Annotated in this window: 16 protein-coding genes; 5 read left to right on the top strand and 11 right to left on the bottom strand. The window is 73.8% G+C overall.

What is annotated here, in order from left to right; genetic code table 11:
• Nucleotides 1-106: 106 nt before the first annotated feature.
• The 5 genes from NP064_RS06600 to NP064_RS06580 form a co-directional block, all read right to left on the bottom strand.
• Nucleotides 107-2,203, bottom strand: a complete 2,097-nt coding sequence (locus tag NP064_RS06600; RefSeq protein WP_227568834.1) for a M3 family metallopeptidase — start codon at nucleotides 2,201-2,203, stop codon at nucleotides 107-109.
• Between the two features lie 7 nt (nucleotides 2,204-2,210).
• A complete protein-coding gene (locus tag NP064_RS06595) occupies nucleotides 2,211-2,756 on the bottom strand; it encodes a dihydrofolate reductase family protein (RefSeq protein ID WP_227568833.1) in 546 nt (181 codons plus the stop codon).
• 50 nt (nucleotides 2,757-2,806) lie between these two features.
• Entirely contained in the window at nucleotides 2,807-4,294 is a 1,488-nt protein-coding gene (locus NP064_RS06590; protein WP_227568832.1) for an amino acid permease, read from the bottom strand.
• A 96-nt stretch (nucleotides 4,295-4,390) separates the two neighbouring features.
• Nucleotides 4,391-5,506: an alanine dehydrogenase gene (gene ald / locus NP064_RS06585; protein WP_227568831.1), complete on the bottom strand. Its 1,116-nt coding sequence runs from the start codon at nucleotides 5,504-5,506 to the stop codon at nucleotides 4,391-4,393.
• Nucleotides 5,507-5,598: 92 nt separating this feature from the next.
• The gene (locus tag NP064_RS06580) at nucleotides 5,599-6,549 is read right to left on the bottom strand and encodes an aminoglycoside phosphotransferase family protein (protein WP_227568830.1); all 951 of its coding nucleotides are present in this window, start codon (nucleotides 6,547-6,549) and stop codon (nucleotides 5,599-5,601) included.
• A gap of 31 nt (nucleotides 6,550-6,580) precedes the next feature.
• On the opposite strand from NP064_RS06580, the gene NP064_RS06575 reads away from it, so the two are divergent.
• A complete protein-coding gene (locus NP064_RS06575) occupies nucleotides 6,581-7,351 on the top strand; it encodes a fructosamine kinase family protein (protein WP_227568829.1) in 771 nt (256 codons plus the stop codon).
• Between the two features lie 396 nt (nucleotides 7,352-7,747).
• On the opposite strand, the gene NP064_RS06570 is transcribed toward NP064_RS06575, so the two are convergent.
• The 3 genes from NP064_RS06570 to NP064_RS06560 all read right to left on the bottom strand — a co-directional run bounded on the left by NP064_RS06570 (nucleotide 7,748) and on the right by NP064_RS06560 (nucleotide 9,215).
• On the bottom strand, nucleotides 7,748-7,915 hold the full coding sequence (locus tag NP064_RS06570) for a hypothetical protein (protein ID WP_227568828.1): 168 nt from the start codon (nucleotides 7,913-7,915) through the stop codon (nucleotides 7,748-7,750).
• 498 nt (nucleotides 7,916-8,413) lie between these two features.
• Complete coding sequence (locus NP064_RS06565; protein WP_227568827.1) at nucleotides 8,414-8,857, bottom strand: hypothetical protein; 444 nt, start codon at nucleotides 8,855-8,857, stop codon at nucleotides 8,414-8,416.
• A gap of 1 nt (nucleotide 8,858) precedes the next feature.
• Entirely contained in the window at nucleotides 8,859-9,215 is a 357-nt protein-coding gene (locus NP064_RS06560) for a hypothetical protein (RefSeq protein WP_227568826.1), read from the bottom strand.
• A gap of 135 nt (nucleotides 9,216-9,350) precedes the next feature.
• Here NP064_RS06560 and NP064_RS06555 point away from each other — a divergent pair, with 135 nt between their 5' ends.
• A complete protein-coding gene (locus tag NP064_RS06555) occupies nucleotides 9,351-10,850 on the top strand; it encodes a leucyl aminopeptidase (protein WP_227568825.1) in 1,500 nt (499 codons plus the stop codon).
• A gap of 103 nt (nucleotides 10,851-10,953) precedes the next feature.
• On the opposite strand, the gene NP064_RS06550 is transcribed toward NP064_RS06555, so the two are convergent.
• A complete protein-coding gene (locus NP064_RS06550) occupies nucleotides 10,954-11,313 on the bottom strand; it encodes an oxidoreductase (RefSeq protein WP_227568824.1) in 360 nt (119 codons plus the stop codon).
• Nucleotides 11,314-11,563: 250 nt separating this feature from the next.
• Between NP064_RS06550 and lpdA the strand changes: the two genes are divergently transcribed.
• The 3 genes from lpdA (at nucleotide 11,564) to NP064_RS06535 (ending at nucleotide 15,702) form a co-directional block, all read left to right on the top strand.
• Nucleotides 11,564-12,949, top strand: coding sequence for a dihydrolipoyl dehydrogenase (lpdA, locus tag NP064_RS06545; protein WP_227568823.1), 1,386 nt, complete (start codon nucleotides 11,564-11,566; stop codon nucleotides 12,947-12,949).
• Nucleotides 12,950-12,979: 30 nt separating this feature from the next.
• Entirely contained in the window at nucleotides 12,980-14,695 is a 1,716-nt protein-coding gene (gene sucB / locus NP064_RS06540) for a 2-oxoglutarate dehydrogenase, E2 component, dihydrolipoamide succinyltransferase (RefSeq protein ID WP_227568822.1), read from the top strand.
• 116 nt (nucleotides 14,696-14,811) lie between these two features.
• A complete protein-coding gene (locus NP064_RS06535) occupies nucleotides 14,812-15,702 on the top strand; it encodes a TIGR01777 family oxidoreductase (RefSeq protein ID WP_227568821.1) in 891 nt (296 codons plus the stop codon).
• Here NP064_RS06535 and NP064_RS06530 read toward each other — a convergent pair.
• Both NP064_RS06530 and NP064_RS06525 read right to left on the bottom strand, forming a co-directional pair.
• A complete protein-coding gene (locus NP064_RS06530) occupies nucleotides 15,686-17,206 on the bottom strand; it encodes a protein kinase domain-containing protein (RefSeq protein WP_227568820.1) in 1,521 nt (506 codons plus the stop codon). The two genes, NP064_RS06535 and NP064_RS06530, sit on opposite strands and share 17 nt — an antisense overlap.
• 62 nt (nucleotides 17,207-17,268) lie before the next feature.
• Nucleotides 17,269-18,333, bottom strand: coding sequence for a Gfo/Idh/MocA family oxidoreductase (locus NP064_RS06525; protein ID WP_227568819.1), 1,065 nt, complete (start codon nucleotides 18,331-18,333; stop codon nucleotides 17,269-17,271).
• Between the last annotated feature and the right edge of the window lie 51 nt (nucleotides 18,334-18,384).

Genomic DNA, 18,384 nt, shown 5'->3' with positions numbered 1-18,384 from the left:
CAGCGCAGCTGTCGAGGACGGCTGAGCACGACGACCGCAGGCGCTGGTCGGCACGTTCGCCCCCCACCCGCCGCCGGGTCGGTGAACCCGGCGGCGGGTGCGACGCTCAGTCGCCCGGCGTGGCCGCGGCCGCGAGCAGCCCACGGCGCGCGAGCAGCGGGGCGATCTGCGGGTCGCGGCCCCGAAGCTCGCGGAAGGCGTCCATCGGGTCTCCCGACCCGCCCTTCGCGAGCAGCGTGCGGCGGAACCGCTCGCCGTTCTCGCGGCTGAGGCCGCCGTTCTCCTCGAACCAGGTGACGGTGTCCGCGTCGAGGACCTCGGACCAGATGTACGAGTAGTAGCCGGCCGAGTAGCCGCCGCCGAACACGTGGTTGAAGTACGTCGTGCGGTAGCGCGGCGGGACCGGGCCGAACGCCACCCCGGCCCGCTCGAGCGCCGCAGCCTCGAACGGCACCACGTCGGCGACGTCCGTGGGCGCCTCGCCCGGCGCGAGCTGGTACCAGGCCTGGTCGAGCAACGCGGCGGCCAGGTACTCGGTCGTGGCGAAGCCCTCGTTGTCGAGGCGGGAGGCGAGCATCGTGTCGACCCACTCCTGCGGCATGGGCTCGCCGGTGACGTGGTGCACCGCGTACGCGCGCAGGATCGACGGCTCCCAGGCCCACATCTCGTTGACCTGGGACGGGTACTCGACGAAGTCGCGCGGCACCTCGGTGCCGGACTGGGAGGGGTGGCGCACGTCGGAGAACAGCCCGTGCAGCGCGTGCCCGAACTCGTGGAACATCGTGATGACCTCGTCCCACGTGAGCAGCGTCGGCTCCCCCGCGGGCGGCTTCGGGATGTTGAGGTTGTTGACCACCACCGGCTTCTCGCCGAGCAGGCTCGACTGGTCGACCAGGTTGTTCATCCACGCCCCGCCGCGCTTCGACTCACGCGTCCAGAAGTCGCCGAGGAACAGGCCAAGCGGCGTGCCGTCCTCCTCGTGGACCTCGAAGACGCGCACGTCGGGGTGGTAGCCCACGAGGTCCGTCCGCTCGGTGAACCGGATGCCGTAGAGCGCCGTCGCGGCGCGGAACACCCCGTCGTGGAGAACTCGCTCGAGCTCGAGGTAGGGCCGCAGCAGCGAGTCGTCGAGCGAGCGGCGCTCCTTGCGGACCTGCTCGGCGTAGTACGCCCAGTCCCAGGCCTCGAGCGTGGCGCCGGGGACGTCGCGCTCGAGGGCGCGCTGCAGGTCGGCTGCCTCGGCCCGGGCGTTCGCCACGGCGGCTGGCGCCAGCTGGGTGAGGATGCCGGTGGCGGCCTCGGAGGTCTTGGCGGTGGCGTCCTCCGCGATGTAGGCGGCGTGGTGCTCGTAGCCGAGCAGGCGCGCCCGCTCGGCCCGCAGCCGCACCAGCTCGAGGACGGTGTCGCGGGTGTCGTGCTCGCCGCCGGTCGCCCCGCGGGTGACCGAGGCCGTGTGCAGGCGCTCCCGCAGCGCCCGGTCGCGCAGGCTCGCCAGGGGCGCCTGCTGCGTGGGCAGCTGGAGCTCGATGAGCCAGGCGCCCGTGTGGCCGCGGTCGGTCGCGGCCTGGCGGGCCGCGGCGCGGGCGTCGGGCGAGAGGCCGTCGAGCTCGGCCTCGTCGGTCACCAGCACCGCGGCGGCGTTCGCGCCGGCGAGCAGCTTGCGGCCGAACGCTGTCTCGAGTGTGGTGATCTCCGCGTTGAGCGCGCGCAGCCGGTCCTGGGCCTGGGCGTCGAGCCCGATGCCGGCGCGCACGAACGCGGTGCGCTGCTGGTGCAGCAGCCAGGCGGTGTCGGGCTCCAGCGCCAGCTCGCCGGACTCCACCGCGGCGTCCAGGGCCTCGAGGCGGGCATAGACACGCCCGTCGAGGTAGAGCGCGTCCTGGTGCGCCGCCAGCAACGGCGCCACCTCTTCCTCGATCGCCTCGAGGCCGGGCGTCGAGTCGGAGCTGGACTGGTTGAAGAACGCCGTGGCGGCGCGGTGCAGCAGCCGCCCGGACCGCTCGAGCGCCTCGAGGGTGTTCTCGGGGGTCGGGTCCTCGGGGTCGGTCGCGATCCGCTCGATCTCCTCGCGCTGCTGCGCCATGCCGGCGACGAGCGCCGGCAGGTAGTGCTCCTCGCGGATGCGCGTGAAGTCGGGCAGCCCGTACGGGAGCGTGGACTCGGTGGCGAAGGGGTTGGCCGGGTCGAGGTCGGTCGTCGTCATGCCGCCATCATTCCTGACCAGCGCCCTGCCGCCGGTAACGGAGCTCGACGAAGGAGCGGCCGAGCCGCTCGACGTCCTGGAGGTCCCACACGCCGGGGAGGCGGGCGGGCAGCAGCGGCGCGCCACCGCCCAGCACCACCGGCGCGATGCCCAGCCAGATCTCGTCGATCAGCCCACGCTCGGCGAACTGGGCGACGAGGCCGCCGCCCCCCACGAGCCACACGTTCCGGCCGGCGGCGGCCTCGACCAGCCGCGCGTGCACGTCGGCCACGTCGTCGCTGGTCAGGGTGATGTCGGCGTCCGGGAACCGCGGCAGGTCGCGGTGGGTGAAGACGATGGCAGGCAGGCCGGGGTACGGCCACTCCGGCTCACCCAGGAGGAACTCGTACGTCGAGGCGCCCATCGCCAGCGCGCCCACGTCGGCCATGAAGGCCTCGATGTGCTCGCCCACGCCCTCGGCGTCGTTGAACTGGAGCAACCAGTCCAGCGAGCCGTCCGCGTCGGCGATGTGCCCGTCCATGCTCGCTGCGACGTAGTACTGCGTGAGGGTCATGGCGCGAGCGTCCCATCGGGCGCTGACACGAGGGCGGGGATCGCCTCGGCCTACCGCCCCGTCTCGCGCGGCTCCGGCGCCGGCGCGGAGGGCCCGCCCGGGACGAGTCGGCTGTGGCGACGGCCGTAGGCGACGTAGATCACCAGTCCGATCGCCATCCACACCACGAACCGCAGCCACGTCTCGACGGGCAGGTTCAGCATCAGCCACACGCACGTCGCCACGCCGAGGATGGGCACGACCGGCACCCACGGCGTGTGGAAGGGCCGGCGCAGGTTCGGCTGCGTGCGTCGCAGCACCGGCACGGCGATGCACACGACCGTGAAGGCGAACAGGGTGCCGATGCTCACCAGCTCCGACAGCTCGCTCAACGGGACGAACGCGGCCAGCAGCGCCACGCCGAGCCCGATCACCACGGTGATCGTCGACGGGGCGCCGTGCCGGTTCACCCGGGCGAGCCGTTCGGGCAGCAGCCGGTCGCGGGCCATCGCGAAGAGCACCCGCGACTGGCCCAGCATCAGCACCAGGATCACCGTGGTGATGCCCACCACGGCGCCGAGCGCGATGAGCTTCGCGGCCCATGTCACGCCCAGGGTCACGAACGCCTGGGCGAGCGGGTCGGCGTCGTTGAGCTCCTGGTACGGCACCATGCCCGTGATCGTGGCCGCCACCGCCATGTACAGGAGGGTGCAGATCGCCAGCGACCCGAGGATCCCCCGCGGCACGTCCCGCTGCGGGTTCTTCGTCTCCTCGGCGGTCGTCGCCACGATGTCGAACCCGATGTAGGCGAAGAACACCACGGACGCCGCCGCGAGGATGCCGTAGACGCCGTAGACGGTCGGCTCCACTCCCAAGAACGCCTGGACGATGGGTTGTCGGAGCACGTCGGCGCTCTCCACGGGCACCCGCTCCGCCGGCGGGATGAACGGGCTGTAGTTCGCGGTGTCGATGTAGCGGGCGCCCACCACGATGACGATGAAGACGACCGCGACCTTCACGACGACCAGGGCGCCGGTGAAGCGCCCGGCGTCCTTCGCCCCGAACAGCAGCATGGCCGTCAGGGCCGCCACGATGGCCGCCGCCGACCAGTCCGGGCTCGCCTGCGTGCCGGCCAGCCAGCTGGGCAGGTCGAACAGGGTCTGCAGGTAGGCGGACCATCCTCGCGCGACGACGGCCGCTCCCAGCATCAGCTCGAGCAGCAGGTCCCAGCCGATGACCCACGCGGCCAACTCGCCGAGGGTCGCGTACGTGTACGTGTAGGCGCTCCCCGCGACGGGGACGCTCGAGGCGAGCTCCGCGTAGCACAGGGCCGCGAAGGCGCAGGTGATGCCGGCGAGCAGGAACGAGATCGTCACCGCGGGCCCCGCGTTCACGGCCGCCTGCTGCCCGGTGAGCACGAAGATGCCGGTGCCGATGATGACGCCGATCCCGAAGGAGATCAGGTCGACGGCCCGCAGGTCCCGCTTGAGCCGCCGATCGGGCTCTTCCGTCTCCGCGATGGCCTGCTCGATGCTCTTGACGCGACGCTGGATGGCCATGGCAGTCCCCCCGGTCCGGCCGTCCCCCGACGATAACGACGGCCCGACCTGCACGCGCGCCAGCGGGCCAGATCCCCGGGCCTGTTTGGGCGGGCGTCAGCCTGGGAGCCCTGGCGGGGCCGACGCCGTGTACCCATGCGCGGCGGCGATCTCGGGGCTGAGGAGGCTCCCGCCGTGGACGGTCAGCCCGGCGGCGAGCGCCGGGTCGGCGGTGGTGGCGGCCCGCCACCCGTGGTCCGCGAGCGCGCTGAGGTAGGGCAGCGTCGCGTTCGTCAGAGCGCGCGTGGAGGTGACGGGGACCACCCCGGGCATGTTGGCGACGGCGTACAGGACCGCGCCCCCGACTCGGAACGTCGGCTCGTCGTGAGTGGTCGGCCGGGTCGGCTCGAAGCACCCGCCCTGGTCCACGGCGACGTCGACGAGCACCGAGCCGGGCCGCATCCGGCTGATCAGCTCGGTGCTGACCAGTCGGGGGGCGCGCGCGCCCGGGACCAGCACAGCGCCGATCACGAGGTCGGCGTCCGCGACCTCGCGCTCGAGGGTGTAGGCGTTGGAAGCGAGGGTGCGCACGGACCCCTGGAACTCCATGTCGAGTTCCCGCAGCCGCCGGGATGACACGTCCAGCACTGTGACGTCGGCCCGCATCCCGCGCGCGATCTCGGCGGCGTTGCGCCCGGCCACGCCACCGCCGATCACCACCACCGTGGCGGCGTCCACACCGGGCACCCCGCCGAGGAGCTTGCCCGAGCCGCCGACGCTCTTCATCAGGTGGTACGCGCCGACCTGCGCCGCCAACCGGCCGGCCACCTCGCTCATGGGCGCCAGCAGCGGGAGCGAGCCGTCCTCGAGCTGGACGGTCTCGTAGGCGATGGCGGTGGCGCCGGAGGCCAGCAGCGCGTCGGTGGTGGGCTTGTCGGCCGCCAGGTGCAGGTAGGCGAAGAGCACGAGGTCCTCGCGCAGGTACCCGTACTCCGACGGGACCGGCTCTTTGACCTTGCAGACCAGGTCGGCGCCCTCCCACACGTCCGCGGCCCGAGGAAGGACCTGCGCGCCCGCGTCGGCGTACAGCGCGTCCGAGATGGCGGACCCGGAACCGGCGCCCGCCTGCACCAAGACCTCGTGCCCGGCGGTGACGAGCTGGTCGACGCCGGCGGGGGTGATGGCGACGCGGTACTCGCGGTTCTTGACCTCGGTCGGGATGCCGATCCTCATCGCGTGACTCCTGATCGCTCGGTGACGGGGGGCTGCGTCGGGTCTGCCCCAGTCTGTCGGGCCAGCGGCGTCCGCGTCAGGCGAAACGTCTCTCAGGCGAGAGCCGCCCACACCGCCGACCGGTCGAGCTCCCGCTGGGCGCCCGCGATGTCCCCGAGCCGGTCCCATCGCCACAGCGCGGACTCGACCGACCGGGCCAACGCCCAGCCGGCGACGCGTCGAGGGTCGAGGCCGGTGCGGTCGGACAGGAGCGCGGTGCGCTCGCGCAGCAGCCGGGCGGGATCCGCGGCGCGGAACGGCGGGTCGACCTGCTCGAGCAGCGGCCACAGGTCGTACGCGGGGTCCCCGACCATCGGCTTGGGGTCGATCGCGACCCACTCGCCGTCAAGCCCGAGCAGCAGGTTGCCGGGGTTCAGGTCGCCGTGCACGACGGCGTGGTGGCCCGTGGTCCCCGGCAGCTCGTCCAGCAAGTGGTGCGCTCGCTCGACCAGCGTGCCGTCGAGGTCGAGGTCGCCCTCCGCCGCCGCGCGGCCCGCCCGGTCCGTCAGCCCTTCCGACCAGGCGCGGCACACGTCAGCCATGGCCGGCAGGTCGGCGAGCCCGACCACGGGGGCGGCCAGCAGGGCCCGGTGGACGGCCGCCGCCGCGCCCAACAGCTCGGCGGCGGGCGTGGTGGACGCCGTCATCGGGGTGCCTGGCACGACCTGCTCGAGCAGCAGCGCCCAGTCCCCCGGGTCATGTGCCACCAGCGTGACGGCGCCATGCCCCTGCCAGGCGCGCAGCACTGCCGCCTCGTGGCGTGCCTCGTCGTGCGGCATGACCACCTTGAGGACGACGGCGCGTCCTTCCGGGGTCCGCGCGGGCGCCGTCCAGGCCGCGGACCCGTCCTGGAACGGCTCGCCGACGGCGAGGCCCCAACGGCGCGCGGCGGCCTCCACGAGCCGTGGCAGGGCAGCGAGCCACTCGGCGCCGGCGGGTGTGCGGCCGATGCCGTCGTGCAGGATCGTCGGAATGGTGAGGACGGGGTCGATCGCGGGGGCCACGCGATGACGCTACGACAGGACGGGAGGCCGGATGCCGCCGGGGGTCTTCCGCAAAGGGCGTGCCGACGCGCCGGACGGGTTCTTCGCGTGCGAGGCGGCGGGCCTCGAGTGGCTGCGTGCGGCCCACGGAGCCCCGGTGGCACGCGTCGTCGACGTCGGCCCCGACCACCTGGATCTCGAACGGCTCACCGAGGCGGCCCCGAGCAGGGAGGCGGCCCGCGCTTTCGGCTCCCTGCTCGCGGCGACGCACGACGCCGGGGCGCCGGCGTTCGGCAGCCCGCCTGACGGGTGGGACGGGGACGGGTTCTTCGGCCCCCTGTCGGACCCGCTGGCGCTGCGTTCGGGGGCGTTCGCCCACTGGGGCGAGTTCTACGCCAGGTGCCGGCTGGAGCCGATCGCGCGCCAGGGCCTCGAGCGGGGCGCCCTGGGGCCCGCCGACGCCGGCCTGCTCGAGGCTGTGGCGCGGCGTGCCGCGAGCGGGTCGTGGGACGACGGCGAGCCGCCGTCGCGCGTGCACGGCGACCTCTGGGCCGGGAACGTGCTGTGGACGCCGCGGGGGGCGACCCTCATCGATCCTGCGGCGCACGGTGGCCACCGCGAGTCGGATCTCGCGATGCTGGCGCTGTTCGGGCTCCCGTTCCTGGACGACGTCGTGGCCGGGTACCAGCAGGCGCACCCGCTGCGCGCCAGTTGGCGGCGGCGTGTCGGCCTCCATCAGCTATACCCGGTGGCGGTCCATGCGGTGCTGTTCGGCGGCCACTACGTGGACCAGATGCGCCGCCTCGCGACTCAGTGCGCGTGAGCGCCTGCGGCGCGCGGCGCGACGGCAATCAACCCCCAAGACGACAGCGGCCCCGGGATCGTGGGATCCCGGGGCCGCTGGATGTCGTTCAGCATCTGTGCGTCACCGTCCACCGCATCCGCTTGTCCTCTTCACATGCGGCTTGAACCGCCCCGGGCCGTGTTGGGGGCTGTCGGTGACGAGCCACCCGGACCGCGTCCGTCCTCCCCTCACTAGGGGAGCGTGCTCCGCGTCCGGGCCGATCCTTCGCGGCGGGATGCTGACACCGCCGCGCAGACCGGGAGCCTCAGTCTGCGAGGTGTAGCGCTGGACGTCCAGGGGTTATTCCCCGGGTGCCGCGGAACCGCCGGGCGACGCCGCGCGGCGGGACCAGGCGACGAGCAGCAGACCCTGCGGTCACTTGCCGCGAGAGCCCCGGGCCGCCTTGCCGCCCTTGACCGCGGGCGTCGACTCCGTGGGGTCGCCCAACTCGCCCACGAGGGCGTCGTAGATGGGCGACGCTCCGTGTGTCGAAGCGTCGGACCGACGCGCCGCGGGAGCGATCGAGAGGTCGGTTCCACTCATGGATGTCTCCTGAAGGTGTTGGTGCAGTGCCGACCCATCCTGCGGGACGCGGGGCGTGCTCGCCACACGGCGACAGCCGGCGCCGGCTGTGCACGGTCACGCTGGCTGCTGCTCCGGCGCGGTAACGTGACGTCCGCCCGGCGCTCCCCTGCCCCCCTTGCGGAGCGTCGGGCCTCGAACGCCACAGCCCGCGCAACGGCCGCGTCGGGACCGGGTCGCTGAGCGGCCGGACACCCCTCGAGCAGGCCTCGCCCCCTGGCCGCTTCTCGGCCGCCGCCTGCGTGATCATCACGAACCGACGGTCATAGGCGGCCGCGGTCGCGGTCCGCCAGACAGGCTCGGGCATGGGGGCGCAGTGGTGTCTCCAACCGCGTGACGACCTCCCGCGCAAGCACCCGTCGACCCGCGCTCAGGGCGCGTCGGCGCTCAACCCCCACGCACGCTCCCACCGGCCCGAGCGGCGCGGCGAGTGTGGGGATCGCCACTGCCGGTCCGGGGTCATTCCCCGGTCGCGCCCAGGCGCGGCCGGGTGTGCCACAGCCACGCGATGCCCAGGAACGGCAACACCAGCGGCACGTAGCCGTACCCCGCGCCGAAGCCGGACCACACCGTCTCGTCAGGGAAGTCCGCGGCGTCGAGGAGGGACAGCGCCCCGACAGCGAGCACGCCGACCAGCTCGACGGCCACGGCCGCCCAGGCCACCCTCCGCGCCGCGGGCGAGCCCTTGGCCAGCGCGACGGTGGCGACCACATAGACCACGGCCGACAGCCCGGACAGGAGGTACGCGAGCGGCGCCTCACCGAGCTTGGTCGCGATCTGGAAGCCCGCGCGGGCGGTGGCGGCCAACGCGAACACGCCGTAGACGGCCACCAGGGCCCGCCCTGGGCCCGATGAGGTGCTGCCCGGCGTTGGCGCGGACTGCTCCGGCAGCTTGATGCCCATCTCAACCCATCCAGATCTGCAGCAGTCGGTACTCAAGGAAGACCACGGTCAGGCACGCCACCAGCAGCACCACCGAGCTCCACCGGGTCCGCTCGGCGAACGCCCAGGCGGCGGCGAACGGCAGGATCATGAGCTGGACCACGACGTAGCCCCAGAACGTCCCCGGCTCCGGCGAGCCCGACCCGTTGAGCACGAGCACCAGGGCGACGACGGCCTGCAGCACCATGAGGACCTCGACCACGGCGCCGCCCCAGAGCTGGCGCAGGATCACCGCGCGGTCGCGGACGACGAACCAGGCAGCCCAGCCCGCGAGGGCGGTTGCGGTTCCGATCACAAGGAGCACGAGGGGGACGACCACGAGGCACCACCGTACCGGCGCGCCGCGCAGTCCCGGCGCAATCCCGGCGCAGCGCCAGGCGGGCCGAGGCGGCCGCCCACGCGCCATGGGCAGGAGGTCACGGGCCCGGGTCTGCCCGCGGACTACGATCGACCTGTGCCTCGACTGACTCTGACTTCCCAAAATCCTGACCGCCTCTCCGTCGACGCCCTGGTCGTCGCTGTCGCCCAGGGCGACAGCGGGCCCCTGCTCGTGGACGCCGACTGGCTCCCCGCGGAGGTGAGCGCGGAGATCACGTCCGTGGCGACCACGCTCGGGATCACCGGCGCCGTCGACGAGGTGCGCAAGCTGCCCACGGGCGGTCGTGTCGCCGCGAAGGTCCTCGTGCTGACGGGTGTCGGCCCGGACACCACGCCGGACGAGGAGGCCACCCGCCGTGCCGCGGGCGCCGCCGTGCGCGAGCTCGCGGGCTCCGCCTCGGTCGCCCTGGCCCTGCCCGCGGCCGACGTCGCCCACGCGGCGGCCGTCGCCGAGGGCGCCCTGTTCGGCGCCTACGCCTACACCCGCTACCGCGACGCGGAGGCCGGCGCGAAGGCGGCCCCGGTCGCCGAGATCCAGGTCGTCACCCCGCTCGCCAAGGACAAGGCCGCGAAGGCCGCCGTCGCACGCGCCGAGGTCGTCGCCGACGCCGTCCGCGCCACCCGCGACCTGGTCAACGCCGCGCCGAACGACCTGTACCCCGCCGCGTTCGCGGACCTGGCCAAGGCCGCGGTCAAGGAGGCGGGGCGCGGCAGCGCGCTGAAGATCACCGTGCTCGACGAGAAGGCGCTGGCCGCGGGCGGCTACGGCGGCCTGATCGGCGTCGGGCAGGGCTCCGCTCGGCCGCCTCGCCTGGTGAAGGTCGCGTACTCCCCGAGCAAGCCGGCGGCCAAGGTGGCGCTGGTCGGCAAGGGCATCACGTTCGACTCCGGCGGCATCTCGATCAAGCCGGCCGCCGGCATGGACGCCATGAAGTCCGACATGGCCGGTGCTGCGGCGGTGCTGCACACCGTCATCGCCGCGGCCCAGCTCGAGCTGCCCGTCGCCGTCACGGGCTGGCTGTGCCTCGCGGAGAACATGCCGTCCGGCACTGCGCAGCGCCCCTCCGACGTGATAACGATCCGCGGCGGCAAGACCGTCGAGGTGCTCAACACCGACGCTGAGGGCCGGCTCGTGATGGCTGACGGCCTGGCCGCGGCCGTCGAGGAGAAGCCGGACGTGGTCCTGGACATCGCCACGCTCACCGGCGCGCAGATCGTCGCGCTCGGCAACCGGGTCTCGGCTGTGATGGGCTCGGAGGACGTCCGCTCCGAGGTCGTCGCCGCCGCTGACGCGTCGGGCGAGCAGTTCTGGCCCATGCCCCTCCCGGCCGAGCTCCGCGCCGGGCTCAAGTCGAAGGTCGCCGACCTGGCGAACATCGGCGACCGCTTCGGCGGGATGCTGAGCGCGGGCCTGTTCCTGCAGGAGTTCGTCGGCTCGACGCCGTGGGCCCACCTGGACATCGCCGGCCCGTCGTTCAACGAGAAGGCCGCCCACGGCTACACGCCGGTGGGCGGCACAGGCGTGGGCGTGCGGACGCTGCTCGCGCTCGTCGAGGCGCGCGCGGCCGCGAAGTAGCCGCCGCGCCGGCCACGGCGCGGCACGAGGACGCAGAGAGGCCCGGTCGGCTCGCCGACCGGGCCTCTCCCATGTGCTGCGCCCCTGCCAGCGCTGCGCCCGCTCAGGCCCTGCGGCGCTGCCGCTCGATCCGCTGCCGGGTGTTCCAGTCCCGCATCCGCTGCGGGTAGCCGGTGCGCTGCACGTCGTACACGGGGATGGCCAGCGAGCGCGCGATCTCGTACGCGGCCTTCGCGTCGGGCACGCGCCGGCGCGTCCACTCACCGTCTGTCGCGATCAGCATCACGGTGGTCTGGGTGACGTTCGTCTGGGGCTCGACGTAGGCCTCGACGCCCACCCGGGTGGCGACGAAGTCCCCGAGGTGGGCCAGCGTGGCCCGCTCACGGTCCCGCCCGCTCTCCGGCGCGGTGTCCGGCGGCGGCGTCGTGCGTCCGGCGCGGCGCCAACGTGTGAACAGACCCATGACGGCAGCGTACCGACCGGGCCCACGCGCGCGCCGCTCCCTTGTGGGCCGTTGGTCTCGGCGAGGCCGCGCGCCGTGTGCGTGCCGTCACAGCGGCGGCTCAAGACGGGGAGAAGCCGGACATACATGGGACGAATGTTCCCAGCGTCACAAGCCACAAGAGCCGATCAGGTTCGTTCGCTCTGCGCCGGGATGACAAGATGGGCGCCGAACAGCAAGAACTTACACGTCTGCACCTGAGGAGTTGCACGTGGCCGACACCACCGGAACCGCTTTCGACATCGTCGTCCTGGGCGGAGGAAGCGGCGGCTACGCGGCTGCGCTCCGTGGCGCCCAGCTCGGCAAGAGCGTGGCGCTGATCGAGGGCGGCAAGCTGGGCGGGACCTGCCTGCACAACGGCTGCATCCCGACCAAGGCGCTGCTGCACGCCGCTGAGATCGCCGACAACGCCCGCGACGGCGCGCACTTCGGAGTGCACACCGAGCTCAAGGGCATCGACATGGCGGGGGTGAACCAGTACAAGGAGTCCGTTGTCGCACGCCTGTACAAGGGCCTCCAGGGACTCATCAAGTCCCGCAAGATCACCGTCTTCGAGGGCTACGGCAAGCTCGTCGACAAGAACGCGGTCGAGGTCAACGGCGAGCGGATCACGGGCGAGAACATCGTCCTCGGCACCGGCTCCTACGCCCGCTCGCTGCCCGGCCTGGACATCGGCGGCCGGGTCATCACCTCCGACCAGGCCCTGCAGCTCGACTGGGTGCCCCGCTCGGCCATCATCCTCGGCGGCGGCGTCATCGGCTCCGAGTTCGCGAGCGTGTGGCGCTCCTTCGGGGCCGACGTCACGATCATCGAGGCGCTCCCCCACCTCGTCCCGAACGAGGACGAGGCACTGTCCAAGGCGTTCGAGCGGGCGTTCCGCAAGCGCGGCATCGGCTTCAACCTGGGGGTCCGCTTCCAGGGCGTCACGCAGGACGACAACGGCGTGCACGTCACGCTCGAGGACGGCAAGACGTTCGACGCCGACCTGCTGCTCGTGGCCGTCGGCCGTGGGCCGGTCACCGCGGGCCTCGGCTACGAGGAGCAGGGCCTGACGCTCGACCGCGGCTTCGTCATCACCGACGAACGCCTGCACACCGGCGTCGGCAACATCTACGCCGTCGGCGACATCGTGCCCGGCCTGCAGCTCGCGCACCGCGGCTTCGCCCAGGGCATCTTCGTCGCCGAGCAGATCGCGGGCCTCAACCCCCAGCCGATCGTCGAGTCGGGCATCCCCCGCGTCACCTACTCCGACCCGGAGGTCGCCTCCGTCGGGCTCACCGAGGCCAAGGCCAAGGAGATCCACGGGGCGGACGCCGTCGAGACGCTCGAGTACAACCTGGGCGGCAACGGCAAGAGCCAGATCCTCGGCACGGCCGGCTTCATCAAGCTGGTGCGGCAGAAGGACGGACCCGTCATCGGCGTCCACATGATCGGCGCCCGCGTCGGCGAGCTCATCGGCGAAGGCCAGCTCATCGTCAACTGGGAGGCCTACCCCGAGGACGTCGCCGCACTGGTGCACGCCCACCCCACGCAGAACGAGGCTCTCGGGGAGGCGCACCTCGCGCTCGCCGGCAAGCCGCTGCACGCCCACAACTGACCCCACGAATCGAAGGAGACACGAGCGGTCATGTCTGACAACGTGCAGCTCCCCGCCCTCGGCGAATCCGTCACCGAAGGCACCGTCACCCGCTGGCTGAAGAACGTCGGCGACACCGTCGAGGTCGACGAGCCCTTGCTCGAGATCTCGACCGACAAGGTCGACACCGAGATCCCCTCGCCCTTCGCGGGCGTGCTCGAGCAGATCCTGGTCCAGGAGGACGAGACCGTCGAGGTCGGCGCCAACCTGGCAGTGATCGGCTCCGGCGACGGCGCGGCCCCCGCGGCCGACTCCGCCGAGAAGGCCCCCGAGCCGGAGGCGGCGCCCGCGCCCGCCCCCGAGCAGGAGCAGGCTCCCGCCGAGCAGTCGGCCCCGGCCGCCGAGGCCCCCGCGGCTGGCGGCTCTGGCGGCGAGGAGGTCACCCTCCCCGCGCTGGGCGAGTCCGTCACCGAGGGAACCGTCACCCGCTGGCTGAAGAGCGTCGGCGACACCGTCGAGGTCGACGAGCCGCTGCTCGAGATCTCCACGGACAAGGTCGACACCGAGATCCCCTCGCCCCTCGCCGGGACGATCCAGGAGATCCGGGTCCAGGAGGACGAGACCGTCGAGGTCGGCGCCGTGCTCGCCGTGATCGGCTCTGGCGCCGCCCAGGAGGCGCCCGCACCGGCCGCCGCGGCCCCGGCTCCCGCACCCGAGGCGGCACCGGCCCCGGAGGCCGCGCCGGCTCCGAAGGCCGCCACGCCCGCCCAGTCCGCGCCCGCCCCGGCTCCCGCGCCGGCCCCCGCCGAGCAGGCCGCGGCTCCGGCCGCCTCGGGCTCGTACCTCACCCCGCTCGTCCGCAAGCTCGCGGCCGAGAAGGGCGTCGACGTCTCGACCCTGGCGGGCACGGGCGTCGGAGGCCGCATCCGCAAGGAGGACGTCCTCGAGGCCGCTGCCAAGGCAGCCGAGGCCGCGAAGGCCGCTGAGGCCAAGCCCGCCGCGTCGGCTCCCGCCGCCGCCAAGGCAACCGCCCCGGTCGAGGTGTCCCCGCTGCGGGGCACCACCGAGAAGGCCAGCCGGCTGCGTCAGATCATCGCCGAGCGCATGGTCGACGCCCTGCACAGCCAGGCCCAGCTGACCACGGTGGTCGAGGTCGACGTGACGAAGGTCGCCCGCCTGCGGGCCAAGGCCAAGAACGACTTCAAGGCCCGCGAGGGCGTCAACCTCACGTTCCTGCCGTTCTTCGTCCTCGCCGCGATCGAGGCGCTGAAGGTCCACCCCAAGGTCAACGGGGTGCTCGAGGGCAACCAGATCACCTACCACGGCGAGGAGAACGTCGGCATCGCCGTCGACACGCCGCGCGGGCTCCTGGTGCCGGTCATCCGCGACGCGGGCGACCTCAACCTCGCGGGCATCTCCCGCAAGATCGCGGACCTCGCGGCCCGCACGCGGGACAACAAGGTCACGCCCGACGAGCTGAGCGGCGCCACCTTCACGGTGACGAACACCGGCTCCGGCGGCGCGCTGTTCGACACGCCCATCGTCCCCGGCGGCACCTCCGCCATCATGGGCACCGGCACGATCGTCAAGCGCCCCGTGGTGACGACGGACGCCGACGGCGCCGAGGTCATCGCGATCCGCTCGATGTGCTACCTGTCGCTGTCGTACGACCACCGCCTGGTGGACGGCGCCGACGCGTCGCGCTACCTCATGACGGTCAAGCAGCGCATCGAAGAGGGCGCGTTCGAGGACCAGGTCGGCCTCTGACACCTGCTCGTCCCCACTGCCCCGGTGGCCGGCTCACGCTGGCCACCGGGGCAGTGTCGTGTCCCGGGCCGACGGGGCGCCGGGTGGCACGGCGCCGTCATCCGTAGGGTGACCGCATGGACATCGTCATCGCCGGCTCGCACGGCCTGATCGGCACAGCCCTGACCACCGGGCTGCGGGATCGCGGGCACCGGGTCCGCCGCCTCGTCCGACGCGACGCTCAGGGGCCAGACGAGCTCCGGTGGGACCCGCGCGCCGGCACGCTCGACCCGCGGGGCCTGCGGGGCGTGGACGCCGTGGTGAACCTGGCAGGCGCGAGCATCGGCGACTGGCCGTTGACGGCTGCCCGCAAGCGGGAGATCGTCGCGTCGCGCACGCGCTCCACGACGCTGCTCAGCGAGGCGGTCGCCGCCCTGGACGCTCCCCCGGCAGTGCTGCTCCAGGCCTCCGGCATCGGCGCCTACGGGGACCGTGGCGACACGTTGATCGACGAGTCGGAGCCGTTGGGGCACACCTTCTTCGCGGGCGTGGTGCGCCAGTGGGAGGCATCGACGGCCGCCGCCGAGGCGGCGGGCGTCCGGGTGGCCCACCTCCGCACGGGCATCGTGCTGTCGCCGGAGGGAGGCGCGCTGGGCAGGCTCCTGCCGCTGCTGCGCCTCGGCCTCGGCGGGCCCCTCGGCACGGGGCGGCAGTACTGGAGCTGGATCACGCTGCCCGACGAGGTCGCCGCGATCATCCACCTCCTCGACGCTCCCGTGCGGGGCCCGGTCAACCTCGTGGCGTCCGCGACGACGAACGCCGACCTGACGCGCGCGATCGCCGTTCGGATGGGCCGCCCCGCGGTGCTGCGCCCACCGGCGTGGGCGCTGCGGCTCGTGCTGGGCGACCTCTCGCAGGAGGTGCTGGGCTCGGTGCGCGCCACCCCGGCGAAGCTCGCCGCCAGCGGCTTCGTCCCGCGGCATCCGGACGTCGAGGCCGCCGCCCGCTACGTCACCGGTGCGGGCTGACCTCGACCTCTGCGACCCTCCAGCCCACCGCTGTGAGACGCAGGACCAGCACCACCGCCGTCGGGCCGCTCGCCGCGACCTCCTGCAGGACTGCGCCGTCGACGCCTACCCGGCGATGCGACGACAGTGTCGAGGTGACCTCGACCCGGGCGGTCCTTTGGGCTGGCGCCGACTCCTCGCGCGACGCTCGGGCCGCGTCGGCGAGACGGCCCACCAGGCGTCGCGCGTCGTGGACTTGGACCTGCAGGCCCTCAACCCGCACGCCTTGCTCCGCGAGTTCGGCGAGAAGCCGGGTGTCCGCGACGTGCGCCGGGGAGCCTGGCCCCTCGACGGCGTCGAGCCGTGCGCTGTCGCCGCTGGCGATCGCCTCGACCCGAGCGGCGGTGAGTGCCACCGCGGCGGCGACTGGATCGGGCGCGGGCGCCGCCGTCAGGACGGGGCTGGCGGCTGCCGGGCTCTCCGCGGCCACGTCCGCGTCCCGCGCGCTCCCCGACAGGGCCAAGGCCCCGGTGCCGGCGAGGCCCACGACGACGACGGCGACCACGAGCCGGGCCGCCGGCCCACGCCAGCGTCTCGGCGCGCGATGCCGGGATGCCCCGCGCCCTCGCACGACGGCTCCGGGGCGCGTGGTGGACCGGGCGCCGGGGCGGGCGGCGAGGCGCGCGAGCTCGGTCCGCGCCAGGACGGAGGGGTCGGGCAGGCCGATGGGCTCGGCCTCGTCGACCCGGAAGCAGGCGTCGCCGAACGCGCGGGCGCCGGGCCGGGCCTCCTGCTCGGGCGCGCTCGCCTCGGCGATGACGGCACGCAGCTCGGTGAGCTCTGCGCTCGGCGTCCCCGGCGGCCGGTCGGGTGGGAGCTGCGCCAGGATCGTCTGGGCGAGCGCGTGCACGTCCGACGCGGCACTCGGCTCGACTCCCTGCTCGAGCTCGGGCGCGGCGAAGCCGACGGTGCCGCCGCTGTCCACCACGGCGCCCTGCAGGTCGACGAGCGCCGGTCGGCCGTCCTGCCGCACGATGACGTTGGCCGGGGAGACGTCGCCATGCACCAGGCCGGCTGTGTGCAGCGCGTCGAGGGCGTCGGCCAGGGGCACGGCGACCGTCACCGCCTCCCCTGAGGTGAGCGGCCCGCGCGCCTCGCGCAGGGCCTCGAGCGTCGGCCCGGGGACGTGCTCGACGAGCAGCGCGCAGCGGTCGGGTGGGACGGGGACGGCCGCCACCAGTCGTGCGAGGTGCGGGTGGCTGACGCCGACCAGCCGGCGCAGGCGTGCCTCGCGGCGAGGGTCGGGCGCGAGGTCGACGACCCGCACGACCACCCGGAGCCCTGGCTCGTCGAGGGACGTCGCCGACCACGCCGGGCCGCCGCTGCCACGCCCCACCGGGCCGAGCGCGCGGTACCCGGCCGTGAGCAGCGCCGCGGCGACGGCGGGGTCGAGCCTGTCGTCCGGGGGCGCCGTCGCGCGCGGCTCGGAGGGACGAGACGTCGGCGAGGGCCCGTGGAACCGCATGGGGCCCATCGAACCGCGCCCAGGGGCGCCAGGACGGCTGTCCACAGGCCCCTCGTTCGGGATCAGCCGGTGGTGGCCGGTCCGAGCGTGACCACCCTCGACTCCCGCGCCGAGACCCGTGCGGCGTCCAGCACGGTGGCGGTCCGGACCGCATCCCACGGGTCGACTGGCGGCGGCGCGCCCTCATCGAGCCAGCGCACCACGTCCCGGTAGAAGTCCTGGTGGCCGCCGGGCGCCCTCGGCACCGCCACCCGGTCTGAGCCGTGGACCAGCCAGCCCTCGTGGTCCTTGTCGCGGCCCCGGGCGACCCACGTCTCGTCCAGCACGGAGAACGGTGTCGCCTCTCCCTCGTAGCTGGTCACGAGATAGGCGCCCTTGTCCCCCAGCACCCGGGTGCGCGGGCCGGGTGCTCCCGTGATCCCGCTCGCCTGGAGGTGGCTGATGACGCCCGGCCCGCCGTCCGTGGACCGGTGCGTCAGTGCCAGGAACACGTCGTCCTCGGCGGGCGTCGTGATCGACCTGAGCTCGGCGTAGACGCTGACGACGGCGCCGAAGAGCTCGATCGCGGAGTCCACGAGGTGCGCCCCGAGGTCGAGCAGCAGGCCGCCGCCCACCAGGTCCTGCTCCTTCCAGCGGCGCTGCGGCTCGGGCCGCCACCGCTCCCACCGGCGCTCGAACCGGTGCACCACGCCCAGCTCACCGGAGGCGATCACCGACTGCAGCGTGAGCTGCTCGGGGTCCCACCGCCGGTTCTGGAAGACGGTGAGCCGCGCCCCCGCGCCCTCGGCGGCCCGCGCCAGGGCGCGCGCGGTCTCGGTGGTGGTGGCGAGCGGCTTGTCGACGACCACCGGCAGCCCGGCCTCGAGGACGGCGTGCGCCTGCGCCGCGTGCTCGGCCGTGGGGCTGGCGATGACGACCAGGTCGAGAATGGCCGCCCGCTCCAGGAGCGCGCCCACGCTCCGCACGATCGTCACGCCGGGCCAGTCCTCCCGGGCGGCGGCAGATCGCTCCGGGCTGCGGGTCACCACATGAGTCACGCGCAGGCCCGCCTCCCGCAGCAGCCGGGAGTGGATGCTCCGGCCGGCAGACCCGTACCCGACCAGTCCGACACGCCTCGTCACGCTCATGGGCTCACCCTAGGTCGCGGCCGGGCGGGTCCGCTGGACGAGAGGCGACGA

It is taken from the genome of Cellulomonas chengniuliangii, assembly GCF_024508335.1.
Lineage (GTDB): Bacteria > Actinomycetota > Actinomycetes > Actinomycetales > Cellulomonadaceae > Cellulomonas_A > Cellulomonas_A chengniuliangii.
Note: the sequence above shows the minus strand (reverse complement) of the source record. Positions and strands in the feature narration are given on the sequence as shown.

Excerpts from the sequence above, each read along its gene's own strand:
- NP064_RS06600 (WP_227568834.1), bottom strand. The coding sequence starts at position 2,203 with ATGACGACGACCGACCTCGACCCGGCCAACCCCTTCGCCACCGAGTCC.
- NP064_RS06595 (WP_227568833.1), bottom strand. The coding sequence starts at position 2,756 with ATGACCCTCACGCAGTACTACGTCGCAGCGAGCATGGACGGGCACATC.
- NP064_RS06590 (WP_227568832.1), bottom strand. The coding sequence starts at position 4,294 with ATGGCCATCCAGCGTCGCGTCAAGAGCATCGAGCAGGCCATCGCGGAG.
- ald (WP_227568831.1), bottom strand. The coding sequence starts at position 5,506 with ATGAGGATCGGCATCCCGACCGAGGTCAAGAACCGCGAGTACCGCGTC.
- NP064_RS06575 (WP_227568829.1), top strand. The coding sequence starts at position 6,581 with ATGCCGCCGGGGGTCTTCCGCAAAGGGCGTGCCGACGCGCCGGACGGG.
- NP064_RS06570 (WP_227568828.1), bottom strand. The coding sequence starts at position 7,915 with ATGAGTGGAACCGACCTCTCGATCGCTCCCGCGGCGCGTCGGTCCGAC.
- NP064_RS06565 (WP_227568827.1), bottom strand. The coding sequence starts at position 8,857 with ATGGGCATCAAGCTGCCGGAGCAGTCCGCGCCAACGCCGGGCAGCACC.
- NP064_RS06550 (WP_227568824.1), bottom strand. The coding sequence starts at position 11,313 with ATGGGTCTGTTCACACGTTGGCGCCGCGCCGGACGCACGACGCCGCCG.
- sucB (WP_227568822.1), top strand. The coding sequence starts at position 12,980 with ATGTCTGACAACGTGCAGCTCCCCGCCCTCGGCGAATCCGTCACCGAA.
- NP064_RS06535 (WP_227568821.1), top strand. The coding sequence starts at position 14,812 with ATGGACATCGTCATCGCCGGCTCGCACGGCCTGATCGGCACAGCCCTG.
- NP064_RS06530 (WP_227568820.1), bottom strand. The coding sequence starts at position 17,206 with ATGCGGTTCCACGGGCCCTCGCCGACGTCTCGTCCCTCCGAGCCGCGC.
- NP064_RS06525 (WP_227568819.1), bottom strand. The coding sequence starts at position 18,333 with ATGAGCGTGACGAGGCGTGTCGGACTGGTCGGGTACGGGTCTGCCGGC.